A 16,805-nucleotide genomic window follows, 5' to 3' on the forward strand; every position below is an offset into this window, starting at 1 on the left:
GCGCTCGCTCGCCAAGGGCGAGGCGATCACGCAGGACACGTCCACGCTCGAGAACCCCGCGATCCTCGAGCAGCTCGCCGAAGTGCGCTGATCGCGCCTGTTGTGCACGTTGCGCACACGAGCCCCTGCGCGGCAATCCCGATTGCCCGCGCAGGGGCTTTTTGCTAAATAACGGCATGACCGTTTCGTCCCGTCCGGCGCCTGCCGCGCCGCCACCCGTTCCCGAGCTGCTCGCGCGTGCCCATGCGCGCTATTGGCGTTTCAACGTCGTGTTGATCGTGGTACTGATGGCGATCGGCTTCACGGTGTCGTTCGTCGTGCCGTTCTTTGCCCCCGCGCTCGCAGGCATCCGCTTTGCCGGTTTCAGTCTGCCGTTCTATGTCGGCGCGCAGGGCGCGATTCTCGTGTATCTCGTGCTGATCGTCGTCTACATCGGCCTGATGCAGCGCGCGGACCGCTTGCTGCGGCGCGCGTACGACGAACATGCGGCGCAGGCGGGCAATGCGCACCATGCCCGCTGATCCATGCTGACGCATCGACTGATTCGCGCGTACGCGCTTTACACCCTCGGCTTTCTCGGGTTCGTGCTGTTGTTGTGGCGGATCGAGCGCTCGACCGGTTCCGGCGTGTGGATCGGCTACGTGTTCCTGTTCGTGCCGATTGCCGTGTATGCGGTGATCGGGCTGCTGTCGCGCACGTCCGATCTCGTCGAATACTATGTGGCCGGGCGGCGCGTGCCGTCCGCGTTCAACGGGATGGCGACGGCAGCCGACTGGCTGTCGGCGGCGTCGTTCATCGGTCTGGCCGGCTCGCTCTACGCAACCGGCTACGATGCGCTCGCGTACGTGATGGGGTGGACCGGCGGGTTCTGCCTCGTCGCGTTCCTGCTCGCGCCATACGTGCGCAAGCTGGCGCGCTACACGATTCCCGATTTTCTCGGCACGCGCTTTTCCAGCACCGCCGTGCGCGCGCTCGCGGCCGGCGCCGCGATCCTGTGCTCGTTCGTCTATCTGGTCGCGCAGATCCAGGGGATCGGGCTGATCGCGACGCGCTTCATCGGCGTCGACTTCGCGATCGGGATCTTCTGCGGGCTCGCGGGCATTCTCGTGTGCTCGTTTCTCGGCGGGATGCGCGCGGTCACGTGGACGCAAGTCGCGCAGTACATCATCCTGATCAGCGCGATCCTGATTCCCGTGTCGCTGATCGCGATGAAGAACGGGCTCGGGCCGGTTCCGCAGTTCAATTACGGCAAGCTGATGGAACGCGTGGCGGCGCGCGAGGCGCAGGTGCGCGATGCCACCGCCGAGCAGCAGGTGCGCGATGCGTATCGCAGGCAGGCCGGGGTCGTGCAGGCGCAACTCGACCGCTTGCCTGCATCGTATGCGAACGCTCGCCAGCAACTCGTCGACCAGCTTGCGGACCTGCGGCGCCACAACGGGCCGCTGCGCGAGATCAACCAGCGCGAGCGCGAGCTGGCGGACTTTCCGCGCGATCCGACGGCGGCGCGCGTGACCTGGACCCAGACGCGCGATGATCTGCTGGCACGCGCCGAGCCACCCGTGCCGATGCACGAGCCGTTTCCCGCGGCGAATGATGACGACCGCAAGCCGCGCAAGCGGAATTTCCTCGCGTTGCTGTTGTGCCTGTCGCTCGGCACCGCGAGCCTGCCGCACATCCTCACGCGCTACAACACGACGACGTCGGTCGCATCGGCCCGGCGTTCGGTCGGCTGGACGTTGTTCTTCATCGCGCTGTTCTACCTGAGCGTGCCGGTGCTCGCGGTGATGATCAAGTACGAGATTCTCACCAGCCTCGTCGGGCGGCCAATCGCCGAGCTGCCCGCGTGGGTCACGCAGTGGCATCACTTCGAACCGGATCTGATCAGCGTCGTCGAGGTGATTCGCGACGGCATCGTGCACTGGTCGGAGATCCAGATGCAGCCCGACATGGTCGTGCTGGCCGCGCCGGAGATCGCGGGGTTGCCGTATGTCGTGTCGGGGCTGATCGCGGCCGGTGCGCTGGCCGCGGCGCTGTCGACCGCGGACGGGTTGCTGCTGACGATCGCGAATGCGCTGTCGCACGACGTCTATTACTGCATGGTCGCGCCGGACGCGTCGAGGCAGCGGCGCGTGACGATCTCGAAGGTCTTGCTGCTTGGCGTCGCGCTGTTCGCGTCGTATGTCGCGTCGCTCAGCACGGGGAAGATTCTGTTTCTGGTCGGGGCGGCGTTTTCGCTTGCGGCGTCCAGTTTCTTTCCGGTGCTCGTGCTCGGAGTGTTCTGGAAACGCACGACGACGCGCGGTGCGATCGCCGGGATGCTGACGGGGCTCGCGGTGTGCGTGTACTACATCGTGTCGACGTATCCGTACTTCACGCAGCTGACGGGGTTCGCCGGGCGGACGTGGTTCGGGATCGAGCCGATCAGTTCAGGTGTGTTCGGCGTGCCGGCGGGGTTCGCGGTGGCGATCGTGGTGAGTCTGCTCGATCGGCAGCCGGATGAATACACGAGGGCGCTGGTGGATTACATTCGGCATCCGTGACGCTGAGGCGCTGGACGCGGGGCATCGCGGCGAAAAAAAGTTTTCGATGTTGCGCAAGGTCAGATACAGCGGTTTGCCAGCCGCTTCGTCGCCCGGTGTCGAGCGTCGCTGCTGCTGCCTCGGCCTGGAGACCGGCTTGATCGCGGCAGTCAGCGGCTTGCGGTCCTTTCAGCTCGCCAGATTCAGCGAATTGCGGATCAGATGCGCGATGCAGGTCTGGATTTGGGCGGCCGGATAGCCGCCTCGATCGCTTCGGGGAAGCCGCGCAAACTGTCGGCCACCGCGATCAGGATGTCGTGCAAGCCTCGGTTCTTCAGTTCGTTGAAGACCTTCATCCAGAACTTTGCACCCTCGGTTTGCTCGATCCACAGACTCAGCACTTCCTTGCGACCGTTGGCACGAATGCCCAGCGCCAGATAAGCATTCGACCAGGACGCCCGAGCGCGGATAGCTATTCGGTGGACATGCGTCAGGCGTGCCCGTCCCTGGTGTTTTGCGCTTCGTCGTTTCCCACGTCTGTCGGCCGCGGTGCCGAGGTGAAGTCCGGTGGCGGCGTTTGATAGTTGGCTTGATAGCCACAAAACAAAAAGCCCCGCAAATCATTGATTTTGCGGGGCTTTTTAAATCATTTGGCGGAGAGAGGGGGATTCGAACCCCCGATAGGCGATTAACCTATACACGCTTTCCAGGCGTGCGACTTAAACCACTCATCCATCTCTCCGGAAGACCGAGAGTATAGCAAACTCTGACGGATGGTCGCCACCCCCTTGGGCGATCCGCCGAAATCGGCCGGAAAGCCGCCTTCCGCGGTTCGCGCGGCGGCTCAGGTTCGTAGCGAATCCGGCCGCGCAGAAGAGCCGTGCCTCCAGTTACGCCGTGCCCGACCGCACGGCCGCGCGAGTCTGCTATCTTCCCGGGCATCTGATCGCTTTCCTGCCTCTCCATGACCGACCGCATCGTCGCCGCATTCGATTTCGACGGCACCATCACGACCACCGACAGCTTCCGTCATTTCGTCCGCTACGCGGTCGGCACGCCGCGATTCGCATGGGCCGGGCTGCGCGCGCTGCCGTGGATCGTCGCGATGAAGGCGGGACTGTTGTCGCGCGGCGATGCGAAGGCGAAGTTCGCGTGGTTTGCGCTCGGGCCGATCCGCGAGGACGCGCTCGACGTATTGGCACGCAGCTTCGTCGACGGCTACTTGCCGAATCTCGTGCGTCCGGACATGCTGGAGCGGGTGCGCGAGCATCAGGCGCGCGGGCATGAAGTCGTCCTGGTGAGCGCGTCGCCGTCGCTGTATCTGGAGAAGTGGGCGAAGACGGCCGGCATCGACACGGTGCTCGCGACGCGCCTCGCGTTCGAGCGAGGCACGTTCACCGGGCGGCTGAACGGAGAGAACTGCTGGGGCCCGCAGAAGGTCATGCGCTTGCGCCGCTGGTGGGGCAATCGGCTGCCCGCGAAACTGTTCGCCTACGGCGACAGCCGCGGCGACAAGGAAATGGCCGAACTCGCGAACTGGGCGTGGATCCGCGGGCAGGGGCCGATGCCGCCGATCGGCGACTGACGGACTAACGGGCGGCGCGGCGAGCAACGCCGCGCGCTGCCGTCAAGCGTCGGCCCGCCGCGTGCCGCGCACACCGCGAACCGGACGATACGCACCCCAGCGATTCGCCCGCCTGAACGTGCCGACGTCGTTGAACCGCACGCCGACTTCACGCAGTGCCTTGTGCGCTGTGCGCGCGGTCAGCTGCCGGATGTAGAACGGATCGCGCACCACGAAGTGATGGATCGCGTGCGTGCTGCCGAAGTTGAAGCAGAACAGCTGGAACGGCAGCATCCACCACGGGTTGAGCACCTGGGTCTGCTGGATCACGTTGCGCGAATCGATGTCGCCGAAGTAATGCATGTTCGAGCTGACGAAGTTGATGCAGAAGCTGCGCACGAAGTTCGGCCCGAGCCACACGACCGCGAGGAAATCGACGACGTGCATCACGCGCTCGACGACGGTCGGCACGGTCACCGCATAGCCGAACGCATGCAGCGCGAACAGGCCGGCGTGATAGACGATGAACGCATGCCACAGCGCGTAGTACGCATGACCGATCGGCATGTAGGATGACACCTGCTCGATGCGCAATTGCGCGCGTTCGGCCGCATCCTGCACCGGTTGCGCGGCCACGTACTGCTTGACCTTGCGGCGCATCGCCTCCGGCCGCAACACGACGGCGAGCATCCCGTCCGCGATCATCAACAGCCGCTTCACGCCCCAGCGTTCGCCGTTGGTGATGCCGAATTCCTCGAGATCCGATTCGCCGCCCGACACCTTGTGGTGATGCAGGTGCATGCGCCGGCGCGTCCACGGGTTGATCGTGCCCGGCCGCGTGAGCCAGCACAGCGCCATCATCAGGTGATAGGCCCACGGTGTCTTCTTGAAGTACATCAGGTGGATCAGGTCGTGCTCGAGTTCGTGGATCAGCGACGTGACGAACGCGATGAGCGGCAGCGCGACGTACCACGCGATCGCGCCGCGCGCATACAGCCAGGCGATCGCGAGCATCGCGCTCACCGATACGGCCATCACGGTCGCGCCGACGAGGTTCTGGTTGTCGAGCAGCGGAAAGCGCGCGCGGATCGCGTCGCTCGCGGCGTTGACCTCGCGGCGGACGTACGCGACCTTGTCGGCGTCATGTCGAAAGACGGTTCGTGCAGATTGGTTCATCGACCGGAATCCGTGCAGAGAGAGTGGGGCGCAATGCCGATGTGACAAGCATAGGTGCGCCTCGTGGCGCACGCGAGGGCCGTCGGTGCCAATGATGGTGTCATTTCGGGCCACGTTGACCCGCGCGCCGGCCTGCGACGCGGCGTCATGCGGCTAGAGTGCCGACGTGGTGTCATTGCGGGCCAGCGACGCTACAATCCGCCGAAAACCGCTCCGGAGTCCGCCGTATGGCCCTGTCCGTCCCGGATGCCGCGCGCCAGCTGAACAAGGCGACGGTATCGTCCGCGTATGCGCTGTTCATGCTGATGCTCGCCGAGGAGCGCGGCATCGATGGCGGCCGGATTCTCGCCGGGTCGGGTGTCGAGCGCGACCGGCTCGCCCAGCCCGACGCGCGCATCACGCCGCTGCAGCAGGCGGCGATCGTGTTCAACCTGCTCGAGGCGACGGACGATCCGTCGATCGCGATCGAGATCGGCCTGCGCAGCAGTCTCACGAAATCCGGACTGATCGGCTTCGGGCTGATGAGTTGCGCGACGCTCGGCGAGGCGATCGCGCTCGGTATCCGCTACCTGCCGACGCGCGTGCCGTTCTTTTCGGTGCGGCTCGCGCAGCTCGACGGGATTGTCGACATCGACGTGCTCGAGGCATTTCCGCTCGGCCGGCTGCGCCAGTTCGCAGTGGAGAACTTCCTGGTCGAGACGGCGATCCTGTTCAACTCGCTGCTCGATCCCGCGCCCGGCCGCACGCTGCGGTCGCGCGCGGAGCTGCATTTCGAATGGCCCGAACCGCCGTGGTTCGAGCGCTATCGCGAGCGGCTGCCGCGCTGTCATTTCGACGCGAGCGCGAACCGCATCCGCTGCGACGCGGCGCTGCTCGACGAGCCGATCGGCACCGCGAACGCGCAGACCGCGCAGATGATCGTCCAGCAATGCGAGGCCGAGCTCGCGCGGCTCGGCTATGCGGAAAGCATCGTCGAGCGCGTGCGCAACCTGCTGATCTGCGGCGACGCCGGTTATCCGTCGGTGGACGAAGTCGCACGCGAGCTGCACGTGTCGGCGCGCACGCTGAAACGCAAGCTCGCGGAATTCGGCGCGACTTATTCCGCGCTACTCGACGAGATCCGGCTGCGCGATGCGCTCAGGTTGCTCGAGGGCACACGCCTGCCGGTCGACGAGATCGCGGCGCGGGTTGGCTATACCGACCGCGCCAATTTCACGCGTGCGTTCAAGCGCTGGACCGGCGTCGCGCCGAGCGAGCGGCGCTGACGGCACGCCGCGCGGCGCGGCCGGTGTCGGTGGTGCGCCCTGCATCGATCAATCGACCCGTCAGACGATCGCAACCCAGTTCGCCCCGCGACCGCCCGGCACGCGCGCGTGCAACGACAGCGTGCCGTCGCTTGGCTCGACCGCGTAGACCGACACGTATTCCGACTGCTCGCCGCATGCGACGAGCCAGCGTCCCGACGGATCGATCGCGAAGCCGCGCGGCTGCGTTTCGGTGGCCGTCGCATGAGCGGGTTCGAAGGTGCCGTCCGCATGCAGGCGATAGCAGAGCAACTGGCTCGACGTGCGTTCGCTGACATACGCGAAGCGTTCGTCGGGCGTCAGGTGGAGATCGGCTGCCCACACGGCGGGTTCGGTCGGCGCGGGCGGGCGCGCATGGCCTTGCGCGAGGTCGATGACGGCCGGGTGACGCGCGCTGACTTGTGCGTTGCCGAGGCGGCCGCTGTCGACGTCGCGCGAGAAGGTCGCGAGCGTGGCCTGGAATTCGCTGACCGCGACGAGCATGTGGCCGTCGCGCGCGAAGCGCAGGTGACGCGGCCCGAAGCCGCCCGGCACGCGCGTTTCGCCGTGCTCGACCGCGCGCAGGCCGCCTGCATCCTCGACCAGCGCGAACGTGAAGATCCGGTCCGAGCCGAGCGAGCTCACGTACGCGAATTGATTGTCCGGCGACACGATGACGGCATGCGCGTTCGCGATGCCGTGCGCGACCTGCAGCGGCGCGCCGTCGCCGTCGCGCACGCGCGCGGCGTCGTAGAGGCTCAGCGAGTTGCCGCCGTACGACGCGCCGAGCAGCCAGCGGCCGCTGCGATCGAGCGACAGGTACGCGTGACTCGCGTCGATCGCGGTTGCGCCGATGCGGGCGAGCGCGCCGGTGCCGGCCGCGATGCGGAATGCGACGATCGTCGGCTCTGCGCCGCGCGTCGCGACGTACAGCCGCCCGCGATCGGGCTGCACGGCGACTGGCATCGCGACGTCGCCGGCCGGGTAGCGGGCGAGCGGCGCGAGCGCGCCGTCGGACGTGAGCGAGAACGTGGCGAGGTCGCCGTCGACGGCATTCGAGACGACGACGGTCAGGCGGTCAGTGTTCGGCATGGCGGAGCATTGCGGTGTGCGTGAAGGACTCGTCGGCCGGCAGGCCGCGCGGCGGATCGCTGCGCCGGTGCGTGCGGGCGAACAGCGCGGCGACCGCGGCGACGAGGGATGCGATCGCGAGCGCATACAGGCCGCCCGTGATCGAACCCGTATGTTGCTTCAGATAGCCGAAGGCCGTTGGCGCGACGAAGCCACCGAGGTTGCCGATCGAGTTGATGAGCGCGATCACGGCCGCGGCTACGCGCGTGTCGAGGTAGCCCTGCGGGATCGGCCAGAATAGCGACGACGCGGCCTTGAAGCCGAGTGCGGCGAAGCAGATCGACGCGAACGACCAGACGGGATCGTGCGACGTCGACGCGAACAGCCCGCACGCGGCGAGCACGAGCGCGAACGACAGCCAGCGCTGCGGATGCTTCCACTTCGCGGACAGCACCGCGAAGCCGTACATCGCGCCGATCGCGATCATCCACGGAATCGTGTTGTAGAGGCCGACCTGGAAGTCGGTGAGGCCGCCCATCTTGCGGATGATGGTCGGCAGCCAGAAGGTGGCAGCGTAGATCGTGAGCTGGATCGCGAAATACAGGAAGCAGAACAGCATGATCTGCGGGTCGCGCAGCAGCGTGGCGGCCGATACGTGCACCTTCGAGCGCAGGTCGCGGGTCGCGCGTTCTTCATCGAGCGCGTTCTGGAGCGCCGCGCGTTCGTCGGCGGTGAGCCACGTCGCGTCGCGTATGTGCGACTTCAGAAGCAGCCAGCTCGCGCCGCACAGCGCGACCGAGAACATCCCTTCGATCAGGAACATCCACTGCCAGCCTTGCAGGCCGAAGCCGTGGATCGACAGCAGCGCGCCGGTAACGGGCCCGGACAGCACCGACGCGAACGCGGAGCCGCCGAGGAAGATCGCCATCGCCTTGCCGCGCTCCTGCGGCGGCAGCCATTGCGACAGGTACAGCACGACGCCGGGGAAGAAGCCGGCCTCGGCTGCGCCGAGCAGGAAGCGCAGCACGGAGAACGACGTGTCGTTCCAGACGAACGCCATCGCGGCGGCGACGATGCCCCACGTCGCCATGATCCGCGCGAGCCAGATGCGCGCGCCGTAGCGCTGCATCAGCAGGTTGGACGGCACTTCGAACAGCGCATAGCCGACGAAGAACAGGCCGGCACCGAGCCCGTACGCGGCCGCGCCGATACCGATCGACGCTTCGAGGTGGCGATCGACGAAGCCGACGTTCACGCGGTCGATGTAGTTCGCGATGAACATGATCAGCACGAGCGGCAGCACGTGCCATTTCACTTTCGAGACGGCGGACGCGAGCGCGTCGCGGCCGGGCAGGGCAGGCGTGGTCAATGGAGTCTCCGGTCGGACGGCGGACGGGGCGGCGGCCCGCGTCGGCGTCGGGTGGTGAGTTAAGTAGTATGTCGTCGTATAACATGGTACGCCTCGGATTCCGGCATGGCGTCGCGGGTTTACCCGAAATTCGGCCAAATATTGCGCAATGCATCGGGAGATTATTTGGCTCAATCACATCAGATGACGTATGACATGATTCGACAGCCAGCTGGTGACCATGCCCTCGGCGGCCGGCCCTGCGCTGCGTTGGGCGTCGCCCCCGGGGCGGGCGACGCCCGCTACGCCATCGACACGACGCTGTTCAGCAGCATCTTCACGAGCACGGCCTGGCGCGTTGCGCCCGTCTTCGCGAAGATGCCGCGCAGGTGTGCGCGGGCGGTGTTCTTCGTGATGCCGGTGGCGGCGGCCGCTTCGTCGAGCGTCAGGCCGTCGACGAGCAGCAGTGCGATCTCGGTTTCCATCGGCGTGAGGCGAAACAGTCGGTGCAGCATGTCGCGCGAGGTCTGCGGCGACGACGCCGGATCGCGGACGAACACCGCGACGGCCGGCCGGTGCTGGCGGTCCTCCGCGCCGCGATAGGGCGCGAGCGGGCGCAGCAGCACGTTCAACGGCATCGCGCCGCCGGGACGCGACAGCGTGGTGGCCTCGATGCGCCCCAGCGCGCCCGCGCGGAAATGCTCGAGCGTGGCCTGCAACGCCTTCTGCAGCCGGCGCTCGTCGAGCGGGCACGACGCATGGAGCCGCTCCTGGCGCAGGCACAGGCCGTCCTGCTGCGCGATCAGCCGTTCGGCGATGCGGTTGTGCTTGATCACGCGGCCATCCTCGTCGAGGATCGCGGTGCCGACGTCGAGCCGGTCGACGGTGCCCGCGTACAGCGCGCGCTCGGCGTCGAGCACGTCGAGCGCCGCATGCAGCTCGACCGCGCGCTGCAGGTGGGGCAACAGCGTCGCGACCTGCGCGCGTTCGGCCGCGTCGAAGTCGCGGGCATGATGCGCGCGGCTCACGAAGAACGCACACTCGACGCCGCGCTCGCCGCGCAGGTTCGCGCCGAGGATGAAGCGCAGGTCGAGCGGCTGCAGGTACTGCCGGTAGAAATCGTGCGCGCACCAGCGGGCGGCGCCGAACAGTCCGTCTGCCGTGAACACCTGGCCGGGCGGCTGGTCGAGAAACGGGCACAGCGCATAGAACTGCTCGCTGTACGACGGCTCGCCGGGCAGCAGCGGGCCGTCGGCTGACGCGTTGATGATGAGCCCGCGCCGCGAGCCGCCGGGGTTGCGCAGCACGAGCGTCGTGAAGCGCGCGTCGAGCCGCACGCGGATCGCTTCGAGAAAGCGCGCCCACGGCGTCGTTTCCGACAGGCCCTGATAGACGAGCCCGAGCCACGCGCTGAGTTCGCGGGCCGTCCATGCGGCGTCGTCGAAACCGTCGTGCGCGGCCGTGTCGTCGGGCGCCAGCGCGATCCGCATGCTCGTGTTCTCCTGGGGCGGGGTGAATGCGTCCGAACGAGCATACCGGCCGGCCGGCGGCCCGCGTCATCCGAACGGAGTAGACGACGCGGGCAGTGCCCGTGCGACGCGGCCGGCGAGGGTCAGGCGACGCGCTCGCGCAGCAGGTACGCGACGATGCGGTCGGCCGCCGCTTCCGGCGACTCGGCCACCGTGTCGATGCGCAGTTCCGGCTGCGCGGGCGGCTCGTACGGCGAGTCGATGCCCGTGAAGTGCTTCAGTTCGCCCTTGCGCGCCTTCTTGTACAACCCCTTCGGATCGCGTTCCTCGGCCACCGCGAGCGGCGTGTCGACGAATACTTCGACGAACTCGTCGGGGCCGACCAGCGCACGCGCCATGTCGCGTTCCGCGCGGAACGGCGAGATGAACGATACGAGCGTGATGAGCCCGGCATCGAGCATCAGTCGCGCGACTTCGGCCACGCGCCGGATGTTCTCCACGCGATCGGCCTCGGTGAAGCCGAGATCGCGGTTGAGCCCGTGCCGCACGTTGTCGCCGTCGAGCAGATACGTATGCCTGCCGAGCGCATGCAGCCGCTGCTCGACGAGGTTCGCGATCGTCGACTTGCCCGCGCCGGACAACCCGGTCAGCCACACGATGCGCGGCGTCTGCGCCTTCTGCGCCGCGCGCGCGTTGCGGTCGACGTCGACGGCCTGCCAGTGCACGTTGTGCGCGCGGCGCAACGCGAAGTGCAGCATCCCGGCGCCGACCGTGTCGTTGGTGAAGCGGTCGATCACGATGAAGCCGCCGGTATGACGATTCTGGTCGTACGGATCGAACGCGACGGGCCGGTCGAAGCTCAGGTTGCACACGCCGATCTCGTTCAGCGCGAGCGTGCGCGCGGCGAGATGCTCGCGCGTGTTCACGTCGATCTTGTACTTCGGCGTCGCGCAGGTCGCGCCGACCGTCTGCGTGCCGAGCTTCACGAGATACGGCCGGCCCGGCAGCAGCGGTTCGTCGTGCATCCACACGAGCGTCGCCTCGAACTGATCGGCCACCTCCGGCGGCGCGTCGGCGTGCGCGATCATGTCGCCGCGGCTGATGTCGATTTCGTCGGCGAGCGTGAGCGTCACCGCTTCGCCGGCGCACGCGACGTGGGCTTCGCCTGCCGGCGTGATCACCGACGCGACGCGGCTTTCCTTGCCCGACGGCAGCACGCGCACGCGTTCGCCGACGCGCACTTCGCCGGACGCGATGCTGCCGGCATAGCCGCGGAAGTTCAGATGCGGGCGGTTGACCCATTGCACGGGCAGGCGGAACGGTTCGTCGCGCGTCACGCGCTCGACGAGCGGCAGCGTGTCGAGATGCTGCATCAACGGCGGGCCCGCGTACCACGGCATTCGCGTGCTCGGCGCGATCACGTTGTCGCCGCGCAGTGCGGACATCGGAATGCTGACGATCTCCTGCAGGCCGAGCTCGGCCGCGAACGCGCGATAGTCGGCGTCGATGCGCTCGAACACCGCTCGGTCGTAGTCGACCAGATCCATCTTGTTGATCGCGAGCACGACGCGCCTGATGCCGATCAGCGCGACGAGATGGCTGTGGCGGCGTGTCTGCGTGAGCACGCCCTTGCGCGCGTCGATCAGGATCACCGCGAGATCGGCAGTCGACGCGCCGGTGATCATGTTGCGCGTGAATTGCTCGTGGCCGGGCGTATCGGCGACGATGAACTTGCGTCGCGCGGTCGCGAAGAAGCGGTACGCGACGTCGATCGTGATCCCCTGTTCGCGCTCGGCCGACAGGCCGTCGACGAGCAGCGCGAAATCGAGGTCGCCGCCTTGCGTGCCGACCTTCTTCGAATCGGCTTCGAGCTGGGTCAGCTGGTCGTCGAACAGCATGTTCGATTCGTAGAGCAGGCGGCCGATCAGCGTGCTCTTGCCGTCGTCGACGCTGCCGCACGTGATGAAGCGCAGCAGGTCCTTCGTCTGCGCATCGTCGGCGTGCATATCGGGGGCCTCGGGCGTGGTGAGAACGTGTGCCATCAGAAATATCCCTCCTGTTTCTTCTTTTCCATCGAGCTGGCCGAATCGCTGTCGATCAGCCGTCCCTGGCGCTCGGACGTGCGCGTGTCGCGCATCTCCTGCAGGATGTCGTCGAGCGAGCTCGCGTCGCTGTCGATCGCGCCCGTCAGCGGATAGCAGCCGAGCGTGCGAAAGCGCACCTTGCGCATCTGCGGCACTTCGCCGGCGCGCAGCGGCAGGCGTTCGTCGTCGACCATGATCAGCGCGCCGTCCCGCTCGACCACGGGCCGCTCCTTCGCGTAGTAGAGCGGAACGATCGGAATGTCGTGCAGCCGGATGTATTGCCAGATGTCGAACTCGGTCCAGTTGGAGATCGGAAACACGCGCAGGCTTTCACCCTTGCGCTTGCGCGCGTTGTACAGCGACCAGAGTTCGGGCCGCTGGCGCTTCGGGTCCCAGCGGTGCTGCGTCGAACGCAGCGACACGATGCGCTCCTTCGCGCGCGATTTCTCCTCGTCGCGGCGCGCGCCGCCGAACGCGGCGTCGAAGCCGTAGTGGTCGAGCGCCTGCTTGAGCCCTTGCGTCTTCCACACGTCGGTGTGAACGGCCGATCCGTGCGTGAACGGATTGATGTCGTTCGCCACGCCGTCGGGGTTCACGTGAACGCGCAGGTCGAGGCCGAGGCGCTCGGCCGTCTCGTCGCGAAACGCGATCATCTCGCGGAACTTCCACGTTGTATCGACGTGCAGCAGCGGAAAGGGCGGCTTCGCCGGGTAGAACGCCTTCATCGCGAGATGCAGCATGACCGAGCTGTCCTTGCCGATCGAATAGAGCATCACCGGGTTTTCGCTTTCCGCGACCACCTCCCGCATGATGTGGATGCTCTCGGCCTCCAGTCGCTCCAAGTGGGTCAACATCGTTCGTCTCCTTGTTGCATGCCGGCGCCGCGCGACATGTGCGGCGTTTCGTGCATGACGCCAACGGTATCGAGCGAGGGCGGTGCCGTTCTTCGTCCGGGTGGACTAGGGCCTGTTCCGGTCAACAACGGGCTTGCGCCAGTAGCACTAATTTTTTTGTTCAGGGGAGCGTGCGTGATTGGCCGGAACGGGCCAGACCCGGCACGGCACGGCGGCGCAGCGGATCTTTCCTTAGTCCACCCGGACGAAGTAGCGCGTGGAGCGCTCGCTTAAGGTGAGCGCTCGACCACCGGCGGAGACGACACATGACGGACGACACACGTGCCAAGCAATTGCTTTCGGGCCAGACCTGGGCCGATTTCTGCGACACCCTGAAGCGCAGCGGACAGCAGATCCTGCGCGCCGACGCGCCCGACGATCCGCTCACGCGCGCGGAAGGGTTCCGCTACCTGAGCCGGCTGATGCGCATCGCGCTCGAGATGCACGTCGAGTTCGCGGACGGCGGATGGCCCGGCTTCTTCTCGCCGTCGCACGAGACCGCGAAGATCGGCGCCGACAATCCCGACAATCTGTACCAGTACGCACGCCTCGACGGCCGCTGCGAATATCGCGTGACGGGGCGGCGCGGCACGGTCGCGTACCTGAGCTTCGGCACGCAGAAGGGCGGTTACGAAACGGACGGCAAGATGCTGCAGACGGGGTTTCTCGATGCGAAGCAACTCGAGATCGCGCCGGACGGCAGCTTCGAGATCGTGCTGAGCGCGACGCCGCGCGAAGGCAACTGGGTACGCATGGAGCCCGGCACGAACGCGCTGCTGGTGCGCCAGACCTTCCTCGACCGGCGCGCGGAGACGCCCGCGCAACTGAAGATCGAGCGCATCGGCGCCGACGACCGCCCGGCGCCGCTCGACCCGCTCGTGCTGCAGGGCGGCCTCATGCGCGCCGCGCAGTTCGTCGAGCGGACGTCGACGCTGTTCGCCGACTGGGCCGCGAGCTATGGAGCGCACGTCAACGCGCTGCCGCCCGCGGACCAGGCGCTGTGCCAGTCGGTCGGCGGCGATCCGAACATCTACTACTACCACTCGTGCTGGTCGCTGGCCGATGACGAGGCGCTCGTGATCGACGTCGACACGGTGCCCGACTGCGACTTCTGGAACGTGCAGCTCAACAACCACTGGATGGAGTCGCTCGACTACCGGCACTTCGACATCTGCGTGAACAAGCACAGCGCGCGCCTGAATGCCGACGGCGGCGTGACGGTGGTGGTCGCCGCATCGCGGCCGGGCGACGCGAACTGGCTCGATACGGCCGGGCATCGCAGCGGCACGATCTGCTGGCGCTGGGTCGGCGCCGCGCGGCCGGTGCATCCGCGCACGCGCGTCGTCAAGCTCGCCGCGCTGAAGGACGCCGCATGAACGCGCCGCTCGACCGGATCCGCACGCTGCTCGATGCCGACGGGCTGATCGCCGAAGCCGTGTCGCGCACGGGCGGCCTTGCCGCGTTCGGCGACGGCCCGTATCGCGAGGCGCTCGACGTGATGTGCGCATCGCTGATCGATGAAGCGAAGCTGTCCGCGCGCGGCGCGGAGATGATGCGCGAGAAGCTCGTCGGCCAGCTCGTGAATCGGCTCGTCGTCGAGGATTACTGCCGGCGTTATCCGGAGATCGTCGAAATCGAGATCGACGATCCGCTCGTGATCGTCGGGCTGCCGCGCACCGGCACGACGCTGCTGCAGCGGCTGCTCGCGGTCGACCCGCGCTTTCATTCGGCCGCGTGGTGGGAAACGCGCTATCCGGCGCCGCTCGCCGGCGAGACACTCGCCGCGCCGACCGTGCGCATCGCGCGCGCGCAGGCCGAGGTCGCGGCCATGATCGACTGCATTCCGCAGATCCTGACGATCCATCCGCTCGACGCGATGCTCGTCGACGAGGAGTTCATGCTGATGGAGCACTCGTTCGTGTGCGCGATGGATTCGTACGCGAATGTGCCGGGCTATACGACGTGGCTCGAGCAGCAGGACCTGACGCCCGTCTATACGTACCTGAAGCGCATGCTGCAGTTCCTGCAGTGGCAGAAGGTGCAGCGCGGCGTCGCGCCGGCCAAGCGCTGGCTGCTGAAGACGCCGCAGCACCTGCATGCGCTCGACGTGCTGTGCCGCGTGTTTCCGCGCGCGCAGGTGGTGCTCACGCACCGCGACCCGGCGCAGACGATTCCGTCGATGGCGAGCATGGCGCACACGCTGTGGCAGATGTACGCGGACAACCCGGATCCGCGCACGGTCGGCGCGCAATGGCACGCGGGAATGGCGCGCGCGATCCGCGCGGCGATGACGGCGCGCGACGCGTTGCCGGCCGAGCGGTTTCTCGACGTGCGTTTCGAGGACACCGTGTCGAATCCGCTCGGGGTCGCCGAAGCCGTGTACCGCTTCGCCGGCATGCCGCTCGATGCACGGCAGCGCGCGGCGATGACGGACTGGATGACGCGCAACGGCCGCGACAAGCGCGCCGCGCACGATTACTCGATCGCGCGCTTCGGCTTCACCGATGCGCAACTGGCGCACGACTTTGCCGCGTATCGCGCGCGGCACCTGCGGGCGGCCGGCTGACGGCGCGCCCGCGAAACCAACGACAACCAGGAGACAACCCATGTTGCTGAAGGACAAGATCGTCGTGATTTCCGGAATCGGGCCGGGGCTCGGCGTGAAGCTCGCCGTCGAGGCGGCACGCGAGGGGGCGCGCGGCGTGGTCGTCGCGGCACGCACGATGGAAAAACTCGACGACGCGCAGGCGCGGATCAGCGCACTCGGCGTCGCATGCGACGTGCTGAAGGTGCAAACCGACATTACCGAACGCGCGCAGTGCCGGCAGCTCGCGCTTCAGGCGGTCGAGCGCTTCGGCCGGATCGACGCGCTCGTGAACAGCGCGTTCGTGCACGGCACGTTTCCGGAGGCGGTCGAGGAAGCCGATCTCGATGGCTGGCGCGCGGTGTTCGACACGAACGTGTTCGGCACGATGACGCTCACGCAGGAAATCGTCCCGCACATGAAGCGGCAGAAGCGCGGCGCGATCGTGATGATCAACACGCAGGCCACCCGCAAGCCGTTTGCAGGGGAATCGGGCTACGCTATATCGAAGGGCGCGCTCGCGGTCGCGGCAAAATACCTGGCACGCGAGCTCGGCGTGCACGGGATCCGCGCGAACAGCATCCACATGGGCTGGATGTGGGGCGTGCCGACGCAGACGTATTTCCGGCAGGCGGCAGCCGAGTACGGAATGACGGAGGAGGAGATCATCGCGCCGATCGCGTCGAACATCGCGCTCGCGAAGCTGCCGACCGACGACGACTGCGCGCGCGCGGCGCTGTTCCTCGCGTCGGATTATGCGAACGCGGTGACCGGCGCGACGCTGGACGCGAACGGCGGCGACTTCATGCCCTGA

At 67.2% G+C, this 16,805-nt stretch carries 12 protein-coding genes, 1 tRNA gene and 2 pseudogenes; 7 read left to right on the forward strand and 8 right to left on the reverse strand.

Features of this window, described 5'->3' with window-relative positions:
- Nucleotides 1-176 precede the first annotated feature (176 nt).
- Nucleotides 177-521 (forward strand): DUF4212 domain-containing protein, encoded by a 345-nt coding sequence (locus tag WS75_RS00005; protein WP_059678611.1) that lies wholly within the window; start codon nucleotides 177-179, stop codon nucleotides 519-521.
- Between the two features lie 3 nt (nucleotides 522-524).
- On the forward strand, nucleotides 525-2,540 hold the full coding sequence (locus tag WS75_RS00010) for a sodium:solute symporter family protein (protein ID WP_059678612.1): 2,016 nt from the start codon (nucleotides 525-527) through the stop codon (nucleotides 2,538-2,540).
- 171 nt (nucleotides 2,541-2,711) lie between these two features.
- On the opposite strand, the pseudogene WS75_RS33185 reads toward WS75_RS00010, so the two are convergent.
- Nucleotides 2,712-2,962 (reverse strand): annotated as a pseudogene (locus tag WS75_RS33185) (transposase); the annotation flags it as partial.
- A gap of 208 nt (nucleotides 2,963-3,170) precedes the next feature.
- A tRNA-Ser gene (locus tag WS75_RS00020) sits at nucleotides 3,171-3,261 on the reverse strand.
- Nucleotides 3,262-3,483: 222 nt separating this feature from the next.
- Between WS75_RS00020 and WS75_RS00025 the strand changes: the two genes are divergently transcribed.
- The gene (locus WS75_RS00025) at nucleotides 3,484-4,104 is read left to right on the forward strand and encodes an HAD family hydrolase (protein ID WP_059678613.1); all 621 of its coding nucleotides are present in this window, start codon (nucleotides 3,484-3,486) and stop codon (nucleotides 4,102-4,104) included.
- A 42-nt stretch (nucleotides 4,105-4,146) separates the two neighbouring features.
- Here the strand turns inward: WS75_RS00025 and WS75_RS00030 are convergent, their stop codons facing one another.
- Entirely contained in the window at nucleotides 4,147-5,259 is a 1,113-nt protein-coding gene (locus tag WS75_RS00030; RefSeq protein WP_059678614.1) for a fatty acid desaturase, read from the reverse strand.
- A 227-nt stretch (nucleotides 5,260-5,486) separates the two neighbouring features.
- Here WS75_RS00030 and WS75_RS00035 point away from each other — a divergent pair, with 227 nt between their 5' ends.
- A complete protein-coding gene (locus WS75_RS00035) occupies nucleotides 5,487-6,524 on the forward strand; it encodes an AraC family transcriptional regulator (protein WP_059599044.1) in 1,038 nt (345 codons plus the stop codon).
- A gap of 60 nt (nucleotides 6,525-6,584) precedes the next feature.
- Here WS75_RS00035 and WS75_RS00040 read toward each other — a convergent pair whose 3' ends face one another.
- From WS75_RS00040 to cysD, 5 genes and pseudogenes are all read right to left on the reverse strand, one after another.
- The gene (locus tag WS75_RS00040; RefSeq protein ID WP_059678615.1) at nucleotides 6,585-7,634 is read right to left on the reverse strand and encodes a lactonase family protein; all 1,050 of its coding nucleotides are present in this window, start codon (nucleotides 7,632-7,634) and stop codon (nucleotides 6,585-6,587) included.
- The gene (locus WS75_RS00045) at nucleotides 7,621-8,982 is read right to left on the reverse strand and encodes an MFS transporter (RefSeq protein ID WP_059678616.1); all 1,362 of its coding nucleotides are present in this window, start codon (nucleotides 8,980-8,982) and stop codon (nucleotides 7,621-7,623) included. Before WS75_RS00045 ends, WS75_RS00040 begins: the two co-directional genes overlap by 14 nt.
- 281 nt (nucleotides 8,983-9,263) lie before the next feature.
- Nucleotides 9,264-10,451 carry a helix-turn-helix transcriptional regulator gene (locus tag WS75_RS00050; protein WP_059678617.1) on the reverse strand — a complete coding sequence of 396 codons (1,188 nt, stop codon included), beginning with the start codon at nucleotides 10,449-10,451 and terminating at the stop codon, nucleotides 9,264-9,266.
- 122 nt (nucleotides 10,452-10,573) lie between these two features.
- Nucleotides 10,574-12,472, reverse strand: a complete 1,899-nt coding sequence (gene cysN / locus WS75_RS00055) for a sulfate adenylyltransferase subunit CysN (protein WP_059678618.1) — start codon at nucleotides 12,470-12,472, stop codon at nucleotides 10,574-10,576.
- Nucleotides 12,472-13,392: pseudogene (cysD, locus tag WS75_RS00060) on the reverse strand (sulfate adenylyltransferase subunit CysD); the annotation flags it as partial. The pseudogene cysD and the gene cysN, both read right to left, overlap by 1 nt.
- Nucleotides 13,393-13,673: 281 nt before the next feature.
- Between cysD and WS75_RS00065 the strand changes: the two are divergent.
- From WS75_RS00065 to WS75_RS00075, 3 genes are read left to right on the forward strand one after another with little or no spacing between them, the layout of a single operon-like run.
- Nucleotides 13,674-14,783, forward strand: coding sequence for a DUF1214 domain-containing protein (locus WS75_RS00065; RefSeq protein ID WP_059678620.1), 1,110 nt, complete (start codon nucleotides 13,674-13,676; stop codon nucleotides 14,781-14,783).
- A complete protein-coding gene (locus WS75_RS00070; protein ID WP_059678621.1) occupies nucleotides 14,780-15,973 on the forward strand; it encodes a sulfotransferase family protein in 1,194 nt (397 codons plus the stop codon). Before WS75_RS00065 ends, WS75_RS00070 begins: the two co-directional genes overlap by 4 nt.
- Before the next feature lie 40 nt (nucleotides 15,974-16,013).
- Nucleotides 16,014-16,805, forward strand: a complete 792-nt coding sequence (locus WS75_RS00075) for an SDR family oxidoreductase (RefSeq protein ID WP_059678622.1) — start codon at nucleotides 16,014-16,016, stop codon at nucleotides 16,803-16,805.

Source organism: Burkholderia sp. FL-7-2-10-S1-D7, assembly GCF_001524185.1.
GTDB lineage: Bacteria > Pseudomonadota > Gammaproteobacteria > Burkholderiales > Burkholderiaceae > Burkholderia > Burkholderia diffusa.